Genomic DNA, 18,213 nt, shown 5'->3' with positions numbered 1-18,213 from the left:
GTCGCGGATTGGGTTAATCCACAGCCTAACCCGCCCTACGGGTTACTTGATTCTGGCCGCCTCCACTGCCCGGGTTTCGCGGAAGAGGTGGCTCTCCATCTCAGCCTTGAGGCTGTGGTAGGCGGGGTGCTGCTCGATGGTTTCCCGGTTGCGGGGCCGGGGGAAGGGCACCTCCAGAATCTCATCGACGCGGGCGGCAGGGCCACGGGTCATCATCACGATGCGATCGCTCAGCAGCAGGGCTTCGTCGATGCTGTGGGTAATCATGATCACCGTCTTGCGCTGCTGCTCCCAGATGCGCTCGATTTCATCCTGCAAGAATCCCCGCGTCAGGGCGTCCAGGGCACCAAAGGGTTCATCCATCAGCAAGATCTGTGGGTTGATCGCCAGGGCACGGGCAATGCCGACCCGCTGCCGCATGCCCCCCGACAGCTCGTGGGGGTGCTTCTTTTCGGCCCCTTCCAGCCCCACCAGCTGAATATTCTCCTTGATCGTGCGGCTCATCACCTTGGGCGACAGCTTGGGGTGCACGGTTTCGACGGCAAAGCGGATGTTTTCTTCCACCGTCATCCAGGGCATCAGAGCGTAGTTCTGAAACACCATGCCCCGGTCGGGGCCAGGGCCAGCAATATGATGACCATTCAGGAGAATCTCGCCAGCGGTGATATCCGACAGGCCCGCAATCATGCCCAGCAGAGTAGACTTGCCGCAGCCCGACGGCCCAATGATGGTGACAAAGGTGTTGGGCTCAATCTCCATGCTGATGTCTTGAATCGCCATGAAGTCGGCCTTGGTCTTGCCGGTGACGCGGTCAAACAGACCATTTTTACCGGCAAAGACCTTGGTCACATGGCGAATCGATAACTGGGCCGATGGAGAAACCGGGTCGGGAGGAGGGTTAACGCTATTCACGGCGGCTAGTCTCATGAGTTTCGACCAAATGCAACATATTTTTCTAGGGCGGCAAAGATGCTATCGAGCAGCAAACCCACCAGGCCGATGATGAAGATGGCCACCAAAATATTGGGAATATACAGGTTGTTCCACTCGTTCCAGATGAAGTAGCCCAGGCCGGTGCCCAGCAGCATTTCTGCGGCCACAATCACCAGCCAGGCAATCCCCATGCTGATGCGCAACCCCGACACAATGCTGGGCAGCGCCGCCGGAATAATTACCTTGAAGATGGTGCGTAGGCGCGAGGCCCCCAGGGTATTGGCCACATCCACATAATCTTGATCGACATTGGCTACCCCAAAGGCGGTGTTAATCAGGGTGGGCCAAATGCTGGAGATAAAGATAATGAAGATGCCCGTCTGCTCCGAATCCCTCAAAATGTAGAGGCCCAGGGGCAGCCAGGCCAGGGGTGAAATTGGCTTGAGCAGCTGGACATAGGGGTTAAACGCCTTGTAGGCCACGGGCGAAATGCCGATCAAAATGCCCAGGGGCACCGCCACCAGGGAGGCCAGGATATAGCCAATGGCCACCCGCCGCAGGCTGATGAGCAGGTTCCAGCCGATGCCCAAGTCGTTGGGGCCATTGTTGAAAAAGGGATTGGTGGTCCACCACCAAAACTCCTTCAGCGTTGCAGAGGCGGTGGGCATGCCCTTGGCAAACCACCCGGCCCGAGCGCCAATTTCCCAGAACCCCAGGAAGATGGCCAGGGACAGAAGGAACAGAAGCAGCGCCCGAACGTTTTCGTTTTGTAAAAATGACGCTTCCTTTTTATTGACTGCGAGGGAACTGGCGACTGGTTGACTCACCGCCATGGTGCGATACCTCCTTGAAACTACACGCCGTACTTGTCGATCTGCTCCTTGACATAGGCGTCAGGGTCAGCCGGGTCGAAGCTGTCAAACTTCAACTCTTCGGTGCGGTAGATTTCGCTAGGCGGCGCTTGACCCAGTTCCTCAGCTAGCTCCCGCGCCAGGTCGGTGAGGAAGATGTCTTGGCCGACGGTGTCGTAGCCTTTTTCGGGAATGACCTTGGCGGCCATGCCGTCGCCCTGGAGATCCCACCGCACCAGCTGACTCGAAATCCAGTTGGCGAAGCTCTGCCAGGGGTAGGGGTCAAAGTCGATGCGATCGGGCACCTCCAGGGTGTTGCCGTTGCCGTCGTCAAAGTTGCCGGTGAGCACCGCTTCCACCACTTCCGTCGGCTGGTTGAGGAAGGCGCGCTCAGAGATCGCCGCCGCAATTTCAGCGCGATTTTTAGGATCGGAGGCGTAACCGGCGGCCTCAATGATCGACTTATTCAATGCCCTGAAGGTGTTGGGGTTGGCGTTGATCCATTCGTCGCTGGCGGCAAAGGCACAGCAGGGGTGCCCCGGCCATAGCTCTTTAGTCAGCATGTGAATGTAGCCCGCCCCTTCATACACCGCCCGCTGGTTGAACGGGTCTGGCATCAGGTAGGCGTCGATGTCGCCCGCCACCATCTGGGCAATGCTGTCCGGCGGGGGAACGGGGCGAATCTTGACATCCACATCGGGATCTAACCCGCCAGTGGCCAGGTAGTAGCGCAGCAGCAGGTTGTGCATGGAGTAGGGGAAGGGCACCCCAATGGTAAAGCCCTTGAAGTCGGCGGGGCCATTGACCTTGCCCTTATGCCGCTCGGCCACGGTGATGGCCTGACCATTGATATTCTCAATACTGGCCAGCTTGACACCAAAGGAGGCCGAACCCAACCCCAGGGTCATGGCAATGGGCATGGGGGCCAGCATGTGGTAAGCATCGAGTTCCCCTGCGATCGCTGAGTCACGCACCGCACCCCAGCTGGGCATTTTCACCACTTTGGCGTTGAGGCCGTATTTTTCATAGAAGCCCAGGGGCTCCGACATAATAATTGGGCTGGCGCAGGTGATGGGAATAAAGCCAATCTGTAGTTCGGTTTTTTCGAGGCTGCTGGTGTCAACCGGGGCAGCGGCATCTTCGGTGGCTGCCGGTTCGTCGCCGCCACCGGCACAGCTGGCCAGGGCCACTAGAGCCGCACCGACCGCCATGTTGCGCAAAAACTCTCGCCGGGTGGCCCCGCTGTTGCGAATAGAGTCACTGAAGAATAGTTCTGCCTGAGGCCCAAAGGCAGCCGCAAAGGCATTTTCTAAGCCCCCCGCCTGCTCACACAGGCCCATGATCAGCCGCTCCCGCTTGGGGTCACCCCGGCCCACCCGCTTCAAGAACAGCGCCTTTCTCAACTCGTGGGCATTGACGTTGTCAGCGGCCCGCAGCTGGTTCTCTTTGTAGAGCCCCATCTTGACCAGGTCATCGACCATATCCACCGGGTCTTTGGGCATGGTCTGCATGAACTGCCAGTGATCCATGGTGGAGTGGCGCCCGCCGCAGAGAATACAGGCCAGCTCCAGATCAGAGATTTCGCCGCGATCGCAGTTGAGGTTGTCCCACCGTTGGGCTGGTCGTGTCGCTGAAGTAAAAACCATAATTTTTGTCTACCAAAACTTCACTGAGTAAACTCAACTAAATCTTTTGATACTCGGGCTGGCAAGTATATTGCCTGTAATCTATCAAGCTCTAACCAAAAATACAGCGGACATTTTTTTGAACCTGATAGGATTTTTCGAGGTAGTTATTTTTCACCTCGAAATCGCAGCTTAATTCGTTAATTTCGCTACAGAAGTCTGTCTCCAGCCCTGGGGTGAAACTCCATAGAGCTGGCGAAATTGACGGGCAAAATAGGCGGCATCGTTATAGCCAGAGGCCGCTGCTATCTGGCGAATTGTCTGCTTGGTTTCCGCTAGCAGCTTTTTAGCCTGGGCCATACGCCGAGCAATAATCCACTGCTTGACCGTCTGCCCCGTTTCCAACTGCACCAGATTTGTCAAGTAAGCGGGAGAATATCCCACCTGCTGAGCGACGTCCTTGAGATTGATCGCAGCATGATACTGCGATTCGATGAACTCAAATACGGGGGCCAGTTTGGGGCAGTCTGGGAAAATCGATCTGTCCCTGGGCTGAGACGTTGGATCAGCCCGTTCGGAATCACCAATGGCTCTGGTCGGCTTAGTTAGCCCTTCCCGGTAAAGCCTGGAGAGTTCATCCTGTCGCTGCAATCGGGTATTGATCGCCGCCAAAAATTGCTCTACGGTGCAGGGCTTGGTGAGATAGTCGTCGGCACCGAGTTCCATGCCCCGGCGCAGGTCGGCCATGGCAACTTTCGCCGTCAAAAAAATGAGTGGAATCGTAGCAGTTTCACTCGACTTCCGCAGTGTTTGCAGGACGGAATAGCCATCCATATCGGGCATCATGATGTCGCAAACCACCAGGTCGGGATGGTGCTGTTGGGCCATTTTCATGCCAACGACACCACTCTCCGCGCCAAACGCCTGAAAGCCTTCGAACTCTAAACACTGCAAAAAAATGTTTCGGGTTTGGGCTTCGTCCTCAATGACGAGTACGGTCTTCATGACAACTCCAGGAAGACAATTGCAACCTTAAAAAATAGCTAGCTAAAAAATCGAACACAAACCTTGCTGCGAGCATCTCTCACCGCAGCAAATAATTTTTTAAATGAATTTAGGATGTGTATATCCCTCCCTTGATAGTCGTTAAGAGGAGGCCTCGTGGTGTACTACAATACATTTTCTGTCGGTGAGTCTGGTAATCCGGGACTGAATCGTTACCCTGCCCAGCCTTTGCATCGCCCCACATGGTTTGATTTGACAGACCGCTAACTTCCAAGTTCTGACCTAGCTATGGCCCTAGATGAACCCACCGAACAGCAGCTAGAGCAACTGCGCCGCCAGCAGCAGCTGATTCTCAACGCTGTGGGGGAAGGGGTCTATGGGTTGGATCTCGATGGCAATGTCACCTTCGTCAACCCGGCGGCAGCGGCAATGATCGACTGGCCCATGGGGGAGCTGATCGGCAAGTCGATGCATGCGGTGCTGCACCACTCCCACCCCGACGGCAGCACCTACCGACGCGAAGACTGCCCCATCTATGCGGCGTTTCAGGACGGCAGCGTGCGGCGGATCACCGATGAAGTGTTCTGGCGTAAAGACGGTACCAGCTTTCCGGTGGAATATATCAGCACCCCGATGCACGACGAAGAGGGCCAGCTGATTGGGGCCGTGGTCACCTTTCGAGATATTACCAAACGCCGCTGGGCGGAGGACGTGTTGCAGCGGGCCAACGAGGAGCTAGAGCAAAAGGTGGAAGAACGCACCGCCCGCCTGCGCCAGGCGAATCACCAGCTGCGGGAGCTGAGCGAGATGCGATCGCGCTTTGTCGCCATGGTCTGCCATGAGTTTCGCAACCCGCTCAACAACATTGCCCTGTCGGTGTCGTCGCTGAACCGCTATGACACCCAGCTGACCCCCGACGACAAAGCCAACTACCTGGTCAACATCAATGCCAATGTCGAGCGCATGACCCAGATGATCGACGACATTCTGGTGATTGGCAAAATCGAGGCCAAGGTGCTGGAGGTCAACCCCGAACCGATGGATGTGGTGGCATTCTGCCAGGCCCTGATCGCCGAGCGCGAGTATCTGCGGCCCCAGCAGCCGATCGCCTTTGGCTGCCGCAGTCGCCAGCTTCCGGCTATGTTCGATCGGCGGCTGCTGCGATCGATCTTGAGCAACCTGCTCTCCAACGCCATCCGCTACACGCCCGACGATCAGGCTATTCGGCTAAAGCTGGCGAAGCGGCAAAACCAGCTCATTTTTCAGGTGCAGGATGAGGGTATTGGCATTCCTGCCGAAGACCGGCGCGATCTGTTCGAGCCCTTTCACCGGGGCCGCAACGTCAGCAACATCCCCGGCACCGGGCTGGGGCTGAGCATTGTCAAGCAGTTTGTGGATCTGCTGCAGGGCACGATCGAGGTCAGCAGCCGGGTGGATCAGGGCACGACATTTACGGTGCGGTTGCCGTTGGTGTGACGGGCATTGTCTGGGCGATCGGGCGTCCCTTACGGGTCAGGTTCTGGCTCCTGCTATTCTGGCTGCGTAGCCCATCAACCCCTGGTGTTATGAATCTCTTCAAGCAGCCGCGCCCCACCGCTAAAGCCGAGCACCTACAGCAGATCAAAGCCTGGACTCAGGAGCTGCTCGATCTGCCCGCCGAGGTGCCGATTTCCATTAGTCAGCTACAGTGCCACGAGCCGGGCTGCCCGCCGATGGAAACGGTGATTGCGGTGATGAGCCAGCCGCCGCAGACGTTCAAGATTCATGCGGCGGCGGGGGATGTGACTTTGGCGGATTTGCAGGGGGCGATCGCCCCTCAGGGGTTAGAGTCGAACATCGGATCGCTCCAATGAACTCTCTTTCAAAACCGGACGTGAGAGTTTCCCCTCATCCGGCTCCTCAATGAACTGACTCGGCCCAAAGAAAGCTGAGCACGACCCGTCCGTTGCCGTTTTGAGATCATGGCAGTGGCCATGGAGCAACTGGAGATTGTCAAAGGTCTCTTGACCGCCCCGCGACAATGGCTGGATATGGTCAACCTCGACCAGGTCATGGAACGTGATGTGAAGTTTGCAGAACGCACATTTACCCTCTTGCTTCTGGAGCAGCCGAGCAACCCGAGGGGAGATGCCGGGATAGCGCCCCATTCGCTGTGACCAATAAGCCCAATCCCCGTCATAGGGAGACTTCTGGTTCTTCAGAGTCGTGTAGACAGCGGTGCGGTGCCGGATATGACGGGTGAGCTCCACGTCCTTGGCGGCAAACGTCCATCGTCCTTTAGTTCTGATTTGCCAGTACTTTTCGGCCACTTTTCGGGCTCCTCGTCCGGTGCAGCGGTTCACGGCCCAGGCGCGGAGCTTTTGGTAAGTGAGGAAGTCGGCTTTAGCCAGTTGGGAGCGAGCATTGAAGTAGCCAAAGTAGGTCGCCCATCCCCGAATCACAGGATTCAGGGCATGGATTAAGGCCGCTTGCGGCGCGTGGCTATACTGCTTGATGATCTCTCCTACGGCGGCCATATGCCGTTTGAGGCTGTCCTGACTGGGGGTGACAAAGAGCTTGAATCCTAAGGAGCGACTGATGGCACCACTCCGGTAGTTCCCTTGCATCACGCGGGAAGCGCGATGCTGGCCCACCGGATGTTGTTGAAAGTGGTACCCCAGGAAATCGAATCCCACGTTTCCCTCAACCGGAGTCAAGGTGTGAGTGATTCGCGTCTTCTCCGGATGAATAACTAGCCCCATGTCTTGCAGCCAGGTCGTTAACGCCTCAAGGCAACCCTGAATGACGCTCAGGTCTTCATGCAGAATGACAAAGTCATCGGCATATCGAACCAGTTTGGGGGACAGGATATCGCGGCGTTTCCCGTCAATGATGCGGGCATGCCGGGGATACTGCTGCTTGAGATAAGTCTCCATGCCGTGCAACGCAATGTTGGCTAGTAAGGGAGAAATGACACCACCTTGAGGCGTTCCGCGTTCCGTAGGGAACCAGTTTGCCCCTTCAATCACCCCCGCTGAGAGCCAGGCTTTAATCTGGCGACGGAGGCTGGGAAAAGTGTCGAGCTTATCCAACAACTTGCTCTGATCAATTTGGTCGAAGCACTTGGCGATATCCGCATCCAGCACGTATTTGGCTTTCTGCTGGGTCGCCTGTTGAATCGCCCTGAGAGCGTCTTGTGCTGAGCGACCGGGTCTGAAACCGTAGGAGTGAGGCTCAAATTTGGCCTCCCACTGGGGCTCCAGGGCTAGTTTGACCAGGGCCTGGCGAGCTCGTTCGGTCATGGTCGGAATCCCGAGGGGCCGTTTTTCCGTTTTCCCTGGCTTGGGAATCAGCACCCGTCGAACTGGGGTTGATTTGTCGCTCAAGGAGAGGGTTTGGGCCAGTTGCAAGCGTTGAGCTGGGGTGAGGGATTTGACGCCATCAATCCCGGCTGTCTGCTTGCCTCGATTGTCCTGAGTAACCTTACGCACCGCCAGGCAGCGAGCTGCCCACGACCGCATCAGGGTCTTTTGCAGTTTGCGAACGGTTTTCACATCACCATTCTGTTCAGCTCGGTAAATCCTCGTTTGCAGCTTGAATACCTTCGCCTCTAGCTGTCGCCAGGGGAGGGTCTTCCATTCCACTGGAGGTGCATTGACCCCAGTCTTAGACGTTTGGACTGTGACTTGATTCATTACCATCAGTTCATCGTGTATCTGTTGGCCTATCCTGGGCATTACCCCAGGCGTTTGCTTTTGATACAATCCCGCCCGCTGAGGGCTTGTAGCTTGGCTGCCGACTCTGGGGTGAACCAGAGAGCGCCTCAGCGGGTTATTCCGTTCCGAATGACCATTGTTTGAATCCTTAGGGCGATGCTCTCCACCGGGTTAATGGGAAGTGCAGACTGGTCGAGACTGGAATCGCCAGTTCCCGTTTGCCTTGCCGTTTTGGCCTGGGCTGCTAACCGTCGTAGCCCACTTGACGTAACGATGGTTCTGACGCATCTTCGCTTTCGCTACCCATAGATTCTTTGCTAGACAGATTGCCGAGTACGGTTCTCGGAAGGGCTGCCGTTCATCCCCGCTTCACCCGATTGAGAGCCAGTCTCACGAGTGGGGGAAGTGCTGTCACCGTTGCACCCACGGGGTAGGACTTACACCTACATGGCCATTCAGTTGTCAAGGTCTAAAGACCTTGCGCCTAATCCCCTGAAACTCAGGTGAGTTCCAGTTTCTAGGCAACGGCTCGCACCCAGTCTTCGTCCAGCGCGGCGCAGCAGTAAGGCACTTCCTAACTTGGAGATTTGGGTATCAACTCAAAGTGGGACATTGCTATCGTCAGGTAGACAGAAACAGAAGCCAGGAACCAGCAGGACGCTCAATACTGACATCTGGCTCCTGACTCCGACCTTCCCAGTGCTGCTAGCGTCCCGGCTTCAGTGGATACCCCAATGGTTTGCCCAGAATCTGGAAATATTCGCAATCTGACTCAGGGCAGGGGGACGTAGTAACGCAGCCATTAGCTTTTCTTGAGAACGCTTACTGCTTGCAAAGGAAGGCTTCCTACGTGCAAGGGAAGGCTTACTGCTTGCAAGGGAAGGTCAACGCTTCTAAAGAAATGCCGACTGCTTGCCAAGGAAGGGTGGCTAGTTCTAAAGGAAGGCCCACTCCTGATCAAGCAATGCCTGCTGTCTGCAAAGAAAGGCTTACTGGTTCCCAAAGAAGGCTTACGAGTTCCAAAGCAAGGTTGATGGGTTGAGTTGCAAGCTGAATAACGAGCTAAAGCCCTATAGCTGAGCTGACAGAATACCCGGCTAACGCGATCGCATCGATTGAGCAGCAAAGCTATGTAGGAGTCTTGAAGATAAGGCCAGGGCGCAACCGCTTGCTGAGAGTCACGATAGGATGCAAACAGTTCCGGTAGTGCATTAGTGTACGGGGCAGAGGTTTCACCGCGACCAAAAGAGCTGTCTGTGCCATTGTGAACAAACAAGATCTGAGCGAACGCGATATTTGCACCAAGTTCATCACCCCTGCGATCGCCCGTGCCGGGTGGGATATCCAGACCCAGGTGTTTGAAGAAGTCTCGTTTACTGCCGGGCGCATTATTGTGCACGGGCGGCTGCACACGCGGGGGCAGCAGCGCCGGGCCGACTACGTGCTGAGCTACCATCCCAACCAGCCCATTGCCGTGATCGAGGCCAAAGACAACACCCACAGCCTGGGCGACGGCATGCAGCAGGCTCTGGCCTACAGCGACGCTCTGGATGCCCCCTTTGTGTTTAGCAGCAATGGTGACGGGTTTTTGTTTCACGATCGCACCGGCCTGGGCGGCCCCACCGAAACTACCCTGGCCCTCGACCAGTTCCCCAGTCCCGAGACTCTGTGGCAGCGCTACTGCCAACATAAGGGCCTGAGCGCCGAGGCCCAGCCCACTGTAGCCCAGCCCTACTACGACGATGGCAGCGGGCGCACTCCCCGCTACTACCAGATGGTGGCCATCAATCGCACCGTTGAGGCGGTGGCCAAGGGGCAAAACCGCATTTTGCTGGTGATGGCTACGGGCACGGGCAAAACCTTTACCGCCTTTCAAATTATCTGGCGGCTGTGGAAGGCGCGACAAAAGCGGCGGATTTTGTTTTTGGCCGATCGCAACATTCTGGTTGACCAAACCAAAAACAACGACTTCAAGCCCTTTGGTCAGGCCATGACCAAGGTCAGCAACCGCACCGTCGATAAGTCTTACGAAATTTACCTGTCGCTGTACCAGGCCGTCACCGGCAGCGATGACGAGCAAAATATCTATAAGCAGTTTTCGCCCGACTTCTTTGATCTGATCGTGATCGACGAGTGCCACCGGGGCAGCGCCGCCGAAGACTCGGCCTGGCGGGCCATTCTTGACTATTTCTCTAGCGCCACCCACGTGGGCCTGACGGCCACGCCCAAGGAAACCAAAACCGTCTCCAATACCGACTACTTTGGCGAGCCGGTCTACACCTACTCCCTCAAGCAGGGCATTGAAGACGGCTTTTTGGCCCCCTACAAGGTGGTGCGGGTTGACCTAGACCGCGACCTGCAGGGCTGGCGGCCCAGCCGGGGCCAGATCGACAAACACGGCGAGCTGATCGAAGACCGCATCTACAACCAAAAAGACTTTGACCGCAATTTGATTTTGGAGCGGCGCACCGAGGTGGTGGCCGCCAAGGTGACGGAATTTTTGAGCCGCACCGACCCTTACCAAAAAACCATTGTCTTTTGCGAAAACATTGACCACGCCGAGCGCATGCGCCAGGCCCTGGTGAACCTCAACCCCGATTGCGTGCGCGAAAACCGCAAATACGTCATGCGAATCACGGGCGACGAGCTAGAGGGCAAGGCCGAGCTAGACAATTTCATCAACCCCGAAGAGCGCTACCCGGTGATTGCCACCACCAGCAAGCTGATGACCACCGGAGTCGATGCCCAGACCTGCAAGCTGATTGTGCTCGACCAGCGCATCCAGTCGATGACGGAGTTTAAGCAGATCATTGGCCGGGGCACCCGCATCAACGACGACTACGATAAGCACTGGTTCACCATTCTCGACTTTAAGAAGGCCACCGAGCTGTTTGCCGACCCCGCCTTTGACGGCGACCCAGTGCAGGTCTACGAACCCAAGGGCGATGACCCGATTGTGCCCGGCGATGAGGAGCTGCTGCCTGGAGGGGAGACCTCATCCCCTGGAGAACCGGGGGTGGGGGAGATGGGGGGGACATATAACGGTGATAGCAGTGACGGCGATCGCCCCAAGCGATCGCGCTACGTGGTGCACGATGTGGAAGTCAGCGTGCTGGCGGAGCGGGTGCAGTACCTTGGCCCCGACGGCAAGCTGATTACCGAAAGCCTTAAAGACTACACCCGCAAGCAGGTCAAGGCGCAGTACGCCTCGCTGAGCGACTTTTTGCGCCGCTGGAATGCCGCCGATCGCAAGCAGGCGATCATCGCTGAGTTGGCGGAAAACGGCATCTTTTGGGATGACCTGATCAAAGACCTGGGCAAAACCCTGGGCGACGAGCCCGACCCCTTTGACGTGATCTGTCACATTGTCTACGACCAGCCGCCCCTGAGCCGCAAAGCCCGGGCCGAGCAGGTGCGCCGCACAGGCTACTTCGACACCTACGAAGGCCCCAGCCGTCAGGTGCTCGACGCCCTGCTGAGCAAGTACGCCGATGCTGGGCTCGATGCAATCGAGGATGTGACGATTTTGCGGCTCGACCCGTTTAGTCGGCTGGGGTCGCCGCTGGAGCTGCTCAATGCCTTTGGCGGCAAACCGGGCTACACCAGGGCCGTTCAGGATCTAGAAGCCGCCCTGTATGGGCAGACGGCCTAGCGTAGGAGCGATCGGGCAGTCCGTTAAAATTAGGCCATGCCAAATGGCGGTTGAGCTCCAGCCTAGCTAGCCGCTGATCCAGCCCTGTATCTCCAGAGAGGTTTAGCCATGACACCCCTCGAACAAATCCAGCAGGATATTCAGACGCTTCCCCAGGATGCGCTTGATCTTTTAGCCCAGTTCATTCAGCTGCTTAAAAAAAGCCAGTCAGTTCATCCAGAAAACCGCTCTGGTGCTGAGCCGTCCTCCAGCTCTGACGCAGCAGACTGGTCTGACTTGATCGGCTGTATGGATGCAGAAGCAGACTTGTCAGTCAACTACAAAACCTATTTGCTAAACGGATTAGAGCAAAAGTATGGTCATCATTGATACTGGCTTTTGGCTCGCCCTGGCCAATCGACGAGACCCCGCTCATCAACTGGCTAGAGCGCGATTTCTAGACCTTCAGCAAGGAGGGTTTATTACCACTTGGTGCGTTATTACAGAAACGTGCTACCTCTTGCAGCAAAGAGTGGGTGTAGACGCCCCAAGCGCCTTACTGGGCAAGATTTCTGCGGGTTCTCTCCAAGTATTTGATTTGACGCAAGCTCACTGCCAACGCATTACATCGCTGATGAGCCAATACAGAAATCTGCCCATGGATCTAGCCGACGCTTCATTGGTCGTTTTAGCCGAACATCTTGGCCATGGTCGCATTCTTTCGGTTGATCAGCGTGATTTCAATACTTACCGTTGGAAAAATACCCATCCTTTTCAAAATCTTTTGATTTAAATATCCATCCTCCATCTATCGTGCCAACGCTCTGCGTTGACACGACTCTCCCGACGCTCCAGCGTCCTCGCGGACGGGGCGCTAGAGCGCCATTAGAGGCATTCCCACGCGGAGCGTGGGAACGATGGAGACTGGGGCAGCGTGGGAAAGATAGGGGTGATCTAAGAGGTTCCCCATGGGTCGCAGCCGCTATGTGATTACCGAGCCCGATCGCCCCCATTTCCTGACCTGCACCGTAGTGGAATGGTTGCCTGTATTCACTCGCCCTGAAGCCGTAGAGATTGTTCTCAATAGCTGGGCTTATCTGCGAGAACACGACCAATTCGAGCTGTACGGCTACGTCATCCTGGAAAATCACCTGCACCTAGTCGCCCAAGCACCCCGGTTAGATAGCTGTGTAGCCCGTTTCAAATCCTTCACGGCGGTAAAGCTGATTGAGCTATTGGTCCAGCAGCGGGCTACCACTATTGTGCGGCGGCTGCATTTTGCCAAACCTCGTTATAAATGCGATCGCCAGCATCAGTTTTGGCAAGAAGGCTCCCATGCAGAGCTTGTGCTGAACGACGACATGATGCGACAAAAATTGGACTACATTCATAACAACCCAGTGAAACGGGGCTATGTTGATCGTCCAGAGCACTGGCGCTATTCCAGCGCCCGCAGCTATTGTGGTGGCGAGAGCCTGATCGCAATTGATCCCTGGCACTAACGACTCTATACCCATCGACCCATCACCCATCACCCATCGTGCCAACGCCCTGCGTTGACACGACTCCCCCGACGCTCCTGCGTCCTAAGACAGGGCGCTGGAGCGCCATTGGGGACATTCCCACGCGGAGCGTGGGTACGATGGGGGTAACTAGAAGGACAGCATCCATGGCGATTAGCACCACGATCAAATCCATCCAAGACATCATGCGTAAGGATGTGGGCGTGGATGGCGATGCCCAGCGCATTGGGCAGCTGGTGTGGATGCTGTTTCTGAAGATTTTTGACGATCGCGAGTACGAGTGGGAGATGTTGACTGACGACTACCAATCGCCCCTGCCCGATGCCCTGCGCTGGCGCAACTGGGCCGCCGACCCCGAGGGCATTACCGGCGAGGAGCTGAAGGATTTTGTCGATAACCGGCTGTTTCCGGGGTTGCAGCGGCTTCAGCCCAGGGGCGGCGACTACCGAGGCGTGGTGATTCGCAATGTCTTTGAAGACGCCTACAACTACATGAAGTCTGGCCAGCTGATGCGCCAGGTGATCAACAAACTGCAGGCCGGGGTTGACTTTAACAAGTCGAGCGATCGCCACTCCCTGGGCGATATGTATGAGCAGATTCTCAAAGACCTGCAAAGCGCGGGCAATGCGGGCGAGTTTTATACCCCCCGCGCCGTCACCCAGTTTATGGTCAACCGGGTCGACCCCCAGCTGCACGAAAAGGTAATGGACCCCGCCTGCGGCACGGGCGGCTTTTTGACCTGCACCATTGACCACAAGCGCCAGCGCTACGTGCAAACCCCCCAGGATGAAACCACCCTGCAGCACAGCATTCACGGGGTCGAAAAAAAGCCCCTGCCCTACCTGCTGGCCACCACCAACCTGGTGCTGCACGGCATTGAGGTGCCCGACCAGATTCAGCACGACAACACCCTGGCCAAGCCGCTGATCAGCTGGGGGCCAAAGGAACGGGTGGACGTGATTGTGGCCAATCCGCCCTTTGGCGGCATGGAAGAAGACGGCATTGAGAACAACTTTCCCCAGGCGTTTCGCACCCGCGAGACGGCGGATCTGTTTATGACGCTGTTTATTCACCTGCTGCGGAGTGGCGGGCGGGCGGCGGTGGTGCTGCCCGATGGCTTTTTGTTTGGCGAAGGCACCAAAACCCGGCTCAAAGAAAAGCTGCTGAGCGAGTGCAACCTGCACACCATTGTGCGGCTGCCAAACGGCGTGTTTAACCCCTACACGGGCATTAAAACCAACCTGCTGTTTTTTACCAAGGGCCAGCCCACCGAGGCGGTGTGGTACTACGAGCACCCCTACCCACCGGGCTACAAGAGCTACAGCAAAACTAAGCCGATGCGGTTTGAGGAGTTTGCCGCCGAAATCGACTGGTGGGGCAGCGAGGCCGATTGCTTTGCCAGCCGCCAGGTCACCGAGCAAGCCTGGCGGGTGCCCGTAGAAGATATCGTGGCGCGGGGCTACAACCTGGATATCAAAAACCCCCACCAGGGCGATCAGATCAGCCACGACCCCGACGAGCTGCTGGCGCTGTATGCCCAGCAGCAGGGCGAGATTCAAACCCTGCGCGACCAGCTCCGCGACGCGCTGGCGGCAGCGCTAGCGCCATGACCCCCCACCCTCGTGCCCACGCTCCGCGTGGACACGGGCTAGCAGGACGCTCCAGCGTCCTCTAAGGCCAGGGCGCGGAGCGCCGTGGGGGCATACCCACGCAGAGCGTGGGCACGATGTGGAGTAATGAGAGAGCGAAGCGTGACCGTAGAGCAATTGATTATCGACAAGCTCGACCTGTGGACGAGCGCCACTACCCACAAAGCCACCAGTGGCCGAGGCCGCAACGGCAAGCTAGAGCTAACGGGGCTAAAGAAACTGCGCGAGCTGATTTTAGAACTGGCAGTGCGGGGCAAGCTGGTGCCCCAAGACCCCAACGATGAACCCGCCAGCGTGCTGCTGGAAAAGATCGCCGCTGAAAAAGCGCGATTGGTGAAGGAAGGGAAGATTAAAAAGCCCAAAGTGCTGCCGGAGATTGCGGAGGATGAGAAGCCATTTGAGTTGCCAGAAGGGTGGGAGTGGGCTTACCTCGAAAATATTGGACGAGACTGGGGGCAAAAGACTCCTAATAAACCATTCAGCTATATTGACGTTGCTTCAATTGACAACGCCAAGGGACTGATTTCTTCGCCGACAGTGCTTAGCTCTGAAGAAGCTCCCTCAAGGGCAAGGAAATTAGTACAGGAAGGTACTCTCATTTATTCAACGGTTCGCCCATACCTCCAGAATATCGCTGTAGTAGATATAGTTATCGATCCTGAGCCAATCGCCAGCACTGCTTTTGCAATTATTTATCCATTAGGAAATATGCCACCGAGATATTTCCTTCACTATTTACGTAGTCCAACTTTCGTTAACTACGTTGAGTCGGTTCAAACTGGAATTGCTTATCCAGCCATCAACGATAAACAGTTTTTCTCAGGATTAGCGCCAATCCCACCCCTCGCGGAACAGCAGCGGATTGTGGAGAAGGTGGATGAGTTGATGGGGTTGTGCGATCGCATCGAAAACCACACCCTCGACCACCTCGCCGCCCACGAAACCCTAGTAGACACCCTCCTCGACACCCTCACCCAGGCCGAAAGTGCCGCCGAACTGGCCGACAACTGGGGCCGCCTCGCCGACCACTTCGACACGCTGTTTACTACTGAACAGAGTATCGATCGCCTTAAGCAAACCATTCTGCAACTCGCCGTCATGGGCCGCCTGGTGCCCCAAGACCCCACCGACGAACCCGCCAGCGTGCTGCTAGAGAAGATCGCCGCCGAAAAAGCGCGATTGGTGAAGGAAGGGAAGATTAAGAAGCCGAAGGTCTTGGATGCGATCGGGGAAGATGAGAAACCTTTTGAAGTGCCCGATGGTTGGCTATGGGAGCGAATAGGGACTTTTGCTCTAGTCGGAACAGGCGCAACACCAGCAAGGGATAGACCTGACTACTATGTTCCAGAAGAAATTGCTTGGGTTACAAGTGGAGAAACTAGCCAGGAGGCAGTTTTCAGCACAAAAGAAAAAATTTCGCGGAAGGCAGTTGAAGAAACAAACGTTACAGTTTATCCACCTGGAACGCTCATAGTGGCAATGTACAGGCAGGGGAAGACCCGTGGACAAATTACAGAACTCAAAATCCACGCAGGAACTAACCAAGCGTGTGCTGCAATTCAATTAGTAGATGAAAGTTTGCACCACAAGGATTACATCAAATTATTTTTTCAAAAATCCTATGAGGAATTACGCGAGCATGCGGCAGGAGGGGCACAGCCGAACCTAAATGTTGGAAAAATCTCGCATACACCAGTTTCCCTCCCACCCCTCGCCGAACAACACCGCATCGTCCAAAAAGTCGATGCCCTTATGGCCCTCTGCGATCAGCTCAAAGCCCGCCTGGCACAGGCCGACGACACCCGGCGGCACTTGGCCGAGGCCGTTGTCGATCAGGCCATTCAGTAGCCATTCCCCAGCCATCGTGCCAACGCTCCGGCGTTGACACGACTCTCCGACGCTCCAGCGCCCTCCGAAGACTGGACGCTGGAGCGCCACCGGGGCATTCCCACGCAGAGCGTAGGAACGAGCGACTCTGCCCTATGGCAAGAGGTCGTCAATCGCGATCGCAGCTCCCTCCACCCTCAACGGTGCAACCCGCTGACCAGCCTGGTAGGTCACTGTCTCACCGTATCGCCAACCGTAGTCCGCCTGACTATCTTCCACCGGTTGCCGGTAAACCTCTAACTGCCGCTTTACCAAATTCAAAATCCAGTAGTCGGCTACGTTAGCCTTCGCATACAGGCTTTCTTTCACCTTGCGGTCATAGCTCACCGACGTATCTGCCACCTCCACAATCAGAGCCGCCACGGTAGGGTGAGCTTCGGCATAGTCGCGCACCGTCCCTGGCACCACCGCCATATCAGGTTCTGGTTCAGAAATATCGCTCACCACAAACGGCTTTTGCTGACGAATGTAGTAGCCTGCGCCAAATACGCCCTTGAGCGCCTCATCCACCAGGTCAATCGCCGCCGCGTGGGGGATTTTCATCGCGGCCATATCGATTATCTGCCCTTCTACCAGCTCCACTCGCCGCCCTTCAAAAAAACCGAGCTCAGCCATGCGATGGTACTCCTCACGAGTCCACACATGCACCTGAGGTTGGGTGACAGATACCATGCCGATAGGCTCCTGGCGAGGTTAGGCCGTTTGAGCGATGCACCGAGACACCATTGCCCTAGCACAACGCCCCGCTCAAATTCTATCCAATGCGCCTCAGCCTCAGGTGCAATGCTGAATCTTTCTCATCCACTGTCCCCTCCTACGGAGGGGTGCCCGCAGGGCGGGGTGGGTCAGTCTTAGCAATGAGAAAATTTTCTCGCATCAAAGCCATCCGCAATCCCACCCCTGCCTCTCCCTGGAGGGGATTTGTGCCACCATCCCCTCCCACGGAGGGGTGCCCGCAGGGCGGGGTGGGTCAATCTCAGCCATGAGGCGGATTCGTCACCCATGCTGCGATCGCCTGAAGCACGGCCTCGGTCTGATAGCGCACTTCGTCATCGCGGAATCGTAGAAATCTGACGCCGTAGGCTTCAAGCCTAGCCTGTCGATACTGGTCCTGCTCCTGGGCTTCTTTGCTGTCATGGGAAGAACCATCGATCTCGATGGCCAGTCGTAGCTTCTTGCAGTAAAAGTCAACGATGTACTCATCGATAGGCTTCTGGCGATCGAAGTCAAAGCCCTGCATTTGTTTGCCTTTTAAGTGCTGCCACAAAATTACCTCCGAGCGGGTCATGTTTTGTCGCAGTTGGCGGGCGATTTGCTTTAACCGCGGGTTGTAGGGCAGAAAATCTAAGGGCATGGAAAGACTAGTGGTTCAATTGGGTGCTCTGCACTCAAAATGCCCAGAAGATCCCACCCC

General features: G+C 56.4%; 15 protein-coding genes. 8 read left to right on the top strand and 7 right to left on the bottom strand.

Features of this window, described 5'->3' with window-relative positions; translation table 11 throughout:
• Positions 1-42: 42 nt before the first annotated feature.
• The 4 genes from IQ254_RS22290 to IQ254_RS22275 all read right to left on the bottom strand — a co-directional run bounded on the left by IQ254_RS22290 (position 43) and on the right by IQ254_RS22275 (position 4,414).
• A complete protein-coding gene (locus IQ254_RS22290; protein ID WP_193968354.1) occupies positions 43-927 on the bottom strand; it encodes an ABC transporter ATP-binding protein in 885 nt (294 codons plus the stop codon).
• Positions 924-1,766, bottom strand: coding sequence for a nitrate ABC transporter permease (gene ntrB, locus IQ254_RS22285; protein WP_193968353.1), 843 nt, complete (start codon positions 1,764-1,766; stop codon positions 924-926). The genes IQ254_RS22290 and ntrB overlap by 4 nt, the downstream gene beginning before the upstream one ends.
• Before the next feature lie 20 nt (positions 1,767-1,786).
• On the bottom strand, positions 1,787-3,430 hold the full coding sequence (locus IQ254_RS22280) for an ABC transporter substrate-binding protein (protein ID WP_193968352.1): 1,644 nt from the start codon (positions 3,428-3,430) through the stop codon (positions 1,787-1,789).
• A gap of 171 nt (positions 3,431-3,601) precedes the next feature.
• Complete coding sequence (locus IQ254_RS22275; RefSeq protein ID WP_193968351.1) at positions 3,602-4,414, bottom strand: response regulator; 813 nt, start codon at positions 4,412-4,414, stop codon at positions 3,602-3,604.
• Between the two features lie 288 nt (positions 4,415-4,702).
• Here IQ254_RS22275 and IQ254_RS22270 point away from each other — a divergent pair, with 288 nt between their 5' ends.
• Both IQ254_RS22270 and IQ254_RS22265 read left to right on the top strand, forming a co-directional pair.
• The gene (locus IQ254_RS22270; protein WP_193968350.1) at positions 4,703-5,890 is read left to right on the top strand and encodes a PAS domain-containing sensor histidine kinase; all 1,188 of its coding nucleotides are present in this window, start codon (positions 4,703-4,705) and stop codon (positions 5,888-5,890) included.
• 89 nt (positions 5,891-5,979) lie between these two features.
• Positions 5,980-6,267, top strand: coding sequence for a hypothetical protein (locus IQ254_RS22265; protein WP_193968349.1), 288 nt, complete (start codon positions 5,980-5,982; stop codon positions 6,265-6,267).
• Here IQ254_RS22265 and ltrA read toward each other — a convergent pair.
• Positions 6,238-8,088, bottom strand: coding sequence for a group II intron reverse transcriptase/maturase (ltrA, locus tag IQ254_RS22260; RefSeq protein WP_193968348.1), 1,851 nt, complete (start codon positions 8,086-8,088; stop codon positions 6,238-6,240). The two genes, IQ254_RS22265 and ltrA, sit on opposite strands and share 30 nt — an antisense overlap.
• 1,285 nt (positions 8,089-9,373) lie before the next feature.
• On the opposite strand from ltrA, the gene hsdR reads away from it, so the two are divergent.
• The 6 genes from hsdR to IQ254_RS22230 all read left to right on the top strand — a co-directional run bounded on the left by hsdR (position 9,374) and on the right by IQ254_RS22230 (position 16,760).
• Complete coding sequence (hsdR, locus tag IQ254_RS22255) at positions 9,374-11,761, top strand: EcoAI/FtnUII family type I restriction enzme subunit R (protein ID WP_193968347.1); 2,388 nt, start codon at positions 9,374-9,376, stop codon at positions 11,759-11,761.
• A gap of 108 nt (positions 11,762-11,869) precedes the next feature.
• Positions 11,870-12,130 (top strand): hypothetical protein, encoded by a 261-nt coding sequence (locus tag IQ254_RS22250; RefSeq protein WP_193968346.1) that lies wholly within the window; start codon positions 11,870-11,872, stop codon positions 12,128-12,130.
• On the top strand, positions 12,117-12,533 hold the full coding sequence (locus IQ254_RS22245; protein ID WP_193968345.1) for a type II toxin-antitoxin system VapC family toxin: 417 nt from the start codon (positions 12,117-12,119) through the stop codon (positions 12,531-12,533). The genes IQ254_RS22250 and IQ254_RS22245 overlap by 14 nt, the downstream gene beginning before the upstream one ends.
• A gap of 175 nt (positions 12,534-12,708) precedes the next feature.
• Positions 12,709-13,242 (top strand): transposase, encoded by a 534-nt coding sequence (locus tag IQ254_RS22240; protein ID WP_193968344.1) that lies wholly within the window; start codon positions 12,709-12,711, stop codon positions 13,240-13,242.
• Between the two features lie 167 nt (positions 13,243-13,409).
• Positions 13,410-14,873, top strand: a complete 1,464-nt coding sequence (locus tag IQ254_RS22235) for a class I SAM-dependent DNA methyltransferase (protein ID WP_193968355.1) — start codon at positions 13,410-13,412, stop codon at positions 14,871-14,873.
• A 141-nt stretch (positions 14,874-15,014) separates the two neighbouring features.
• The gene (locus IQ254_RS22230) at positions 15,015-16,760 is read left to right on the top strand and encodes a restriction endonuclease subunit S (RefSeq protein WP_193968343.1); all 1,746 of its coding nucleotides are present in this window, start codon (positions 15,015-15,017) and stop codon (positions 16,758-16,760) included.
• Between the two features lie 132 nt (positions 16,761-16,892).
• Here the strand turns inward: IQ254_RS22230 and IQ254_RS22225 are convergent, their stop codons facing one another.
• Both IQ254_RS22225 and IQ254_RS22220 read right to left on the bottom strand, forming a co-directional pair.
• On the bottom strand, positions 16,893-17,471 hold the full coding sequence (locus IQ254_RS22225) for a Uma2 family endonuclease (RefSeq protein ID WP_193968342.1): 579 nt from the start codon (positions 17,469-17,471) through the stop codon (positions 16,893-16,895).
• Positions 17,472-17,775: 304 nt separating this feature from the next.
• Entirely contained in the window at positions 17,776-18,153 is a 378-nt protein-coding gene (locus IQ254_RS22220) for an endonuclease domain-containing protein (RefSeq protein WP_193968341.1), read from the bottom strand.
• Between the last annotated feature and the right edge of the window lie 60 nt (positions 18,154-18,213).

The sequence above is a fragment of the Nodosilinea sp. LEGE 07088 genome, assembly GCF_015207395.1.
Classification (GTDB): Bacteria; Cyanobacteriota; Cyanobacteriia; order Phormidesmidales; family Phormidesmidaceae; genus Nodosilinea.
This window is presented reverse-complemented; position numbering and strand designations above follow the sequence as displayed.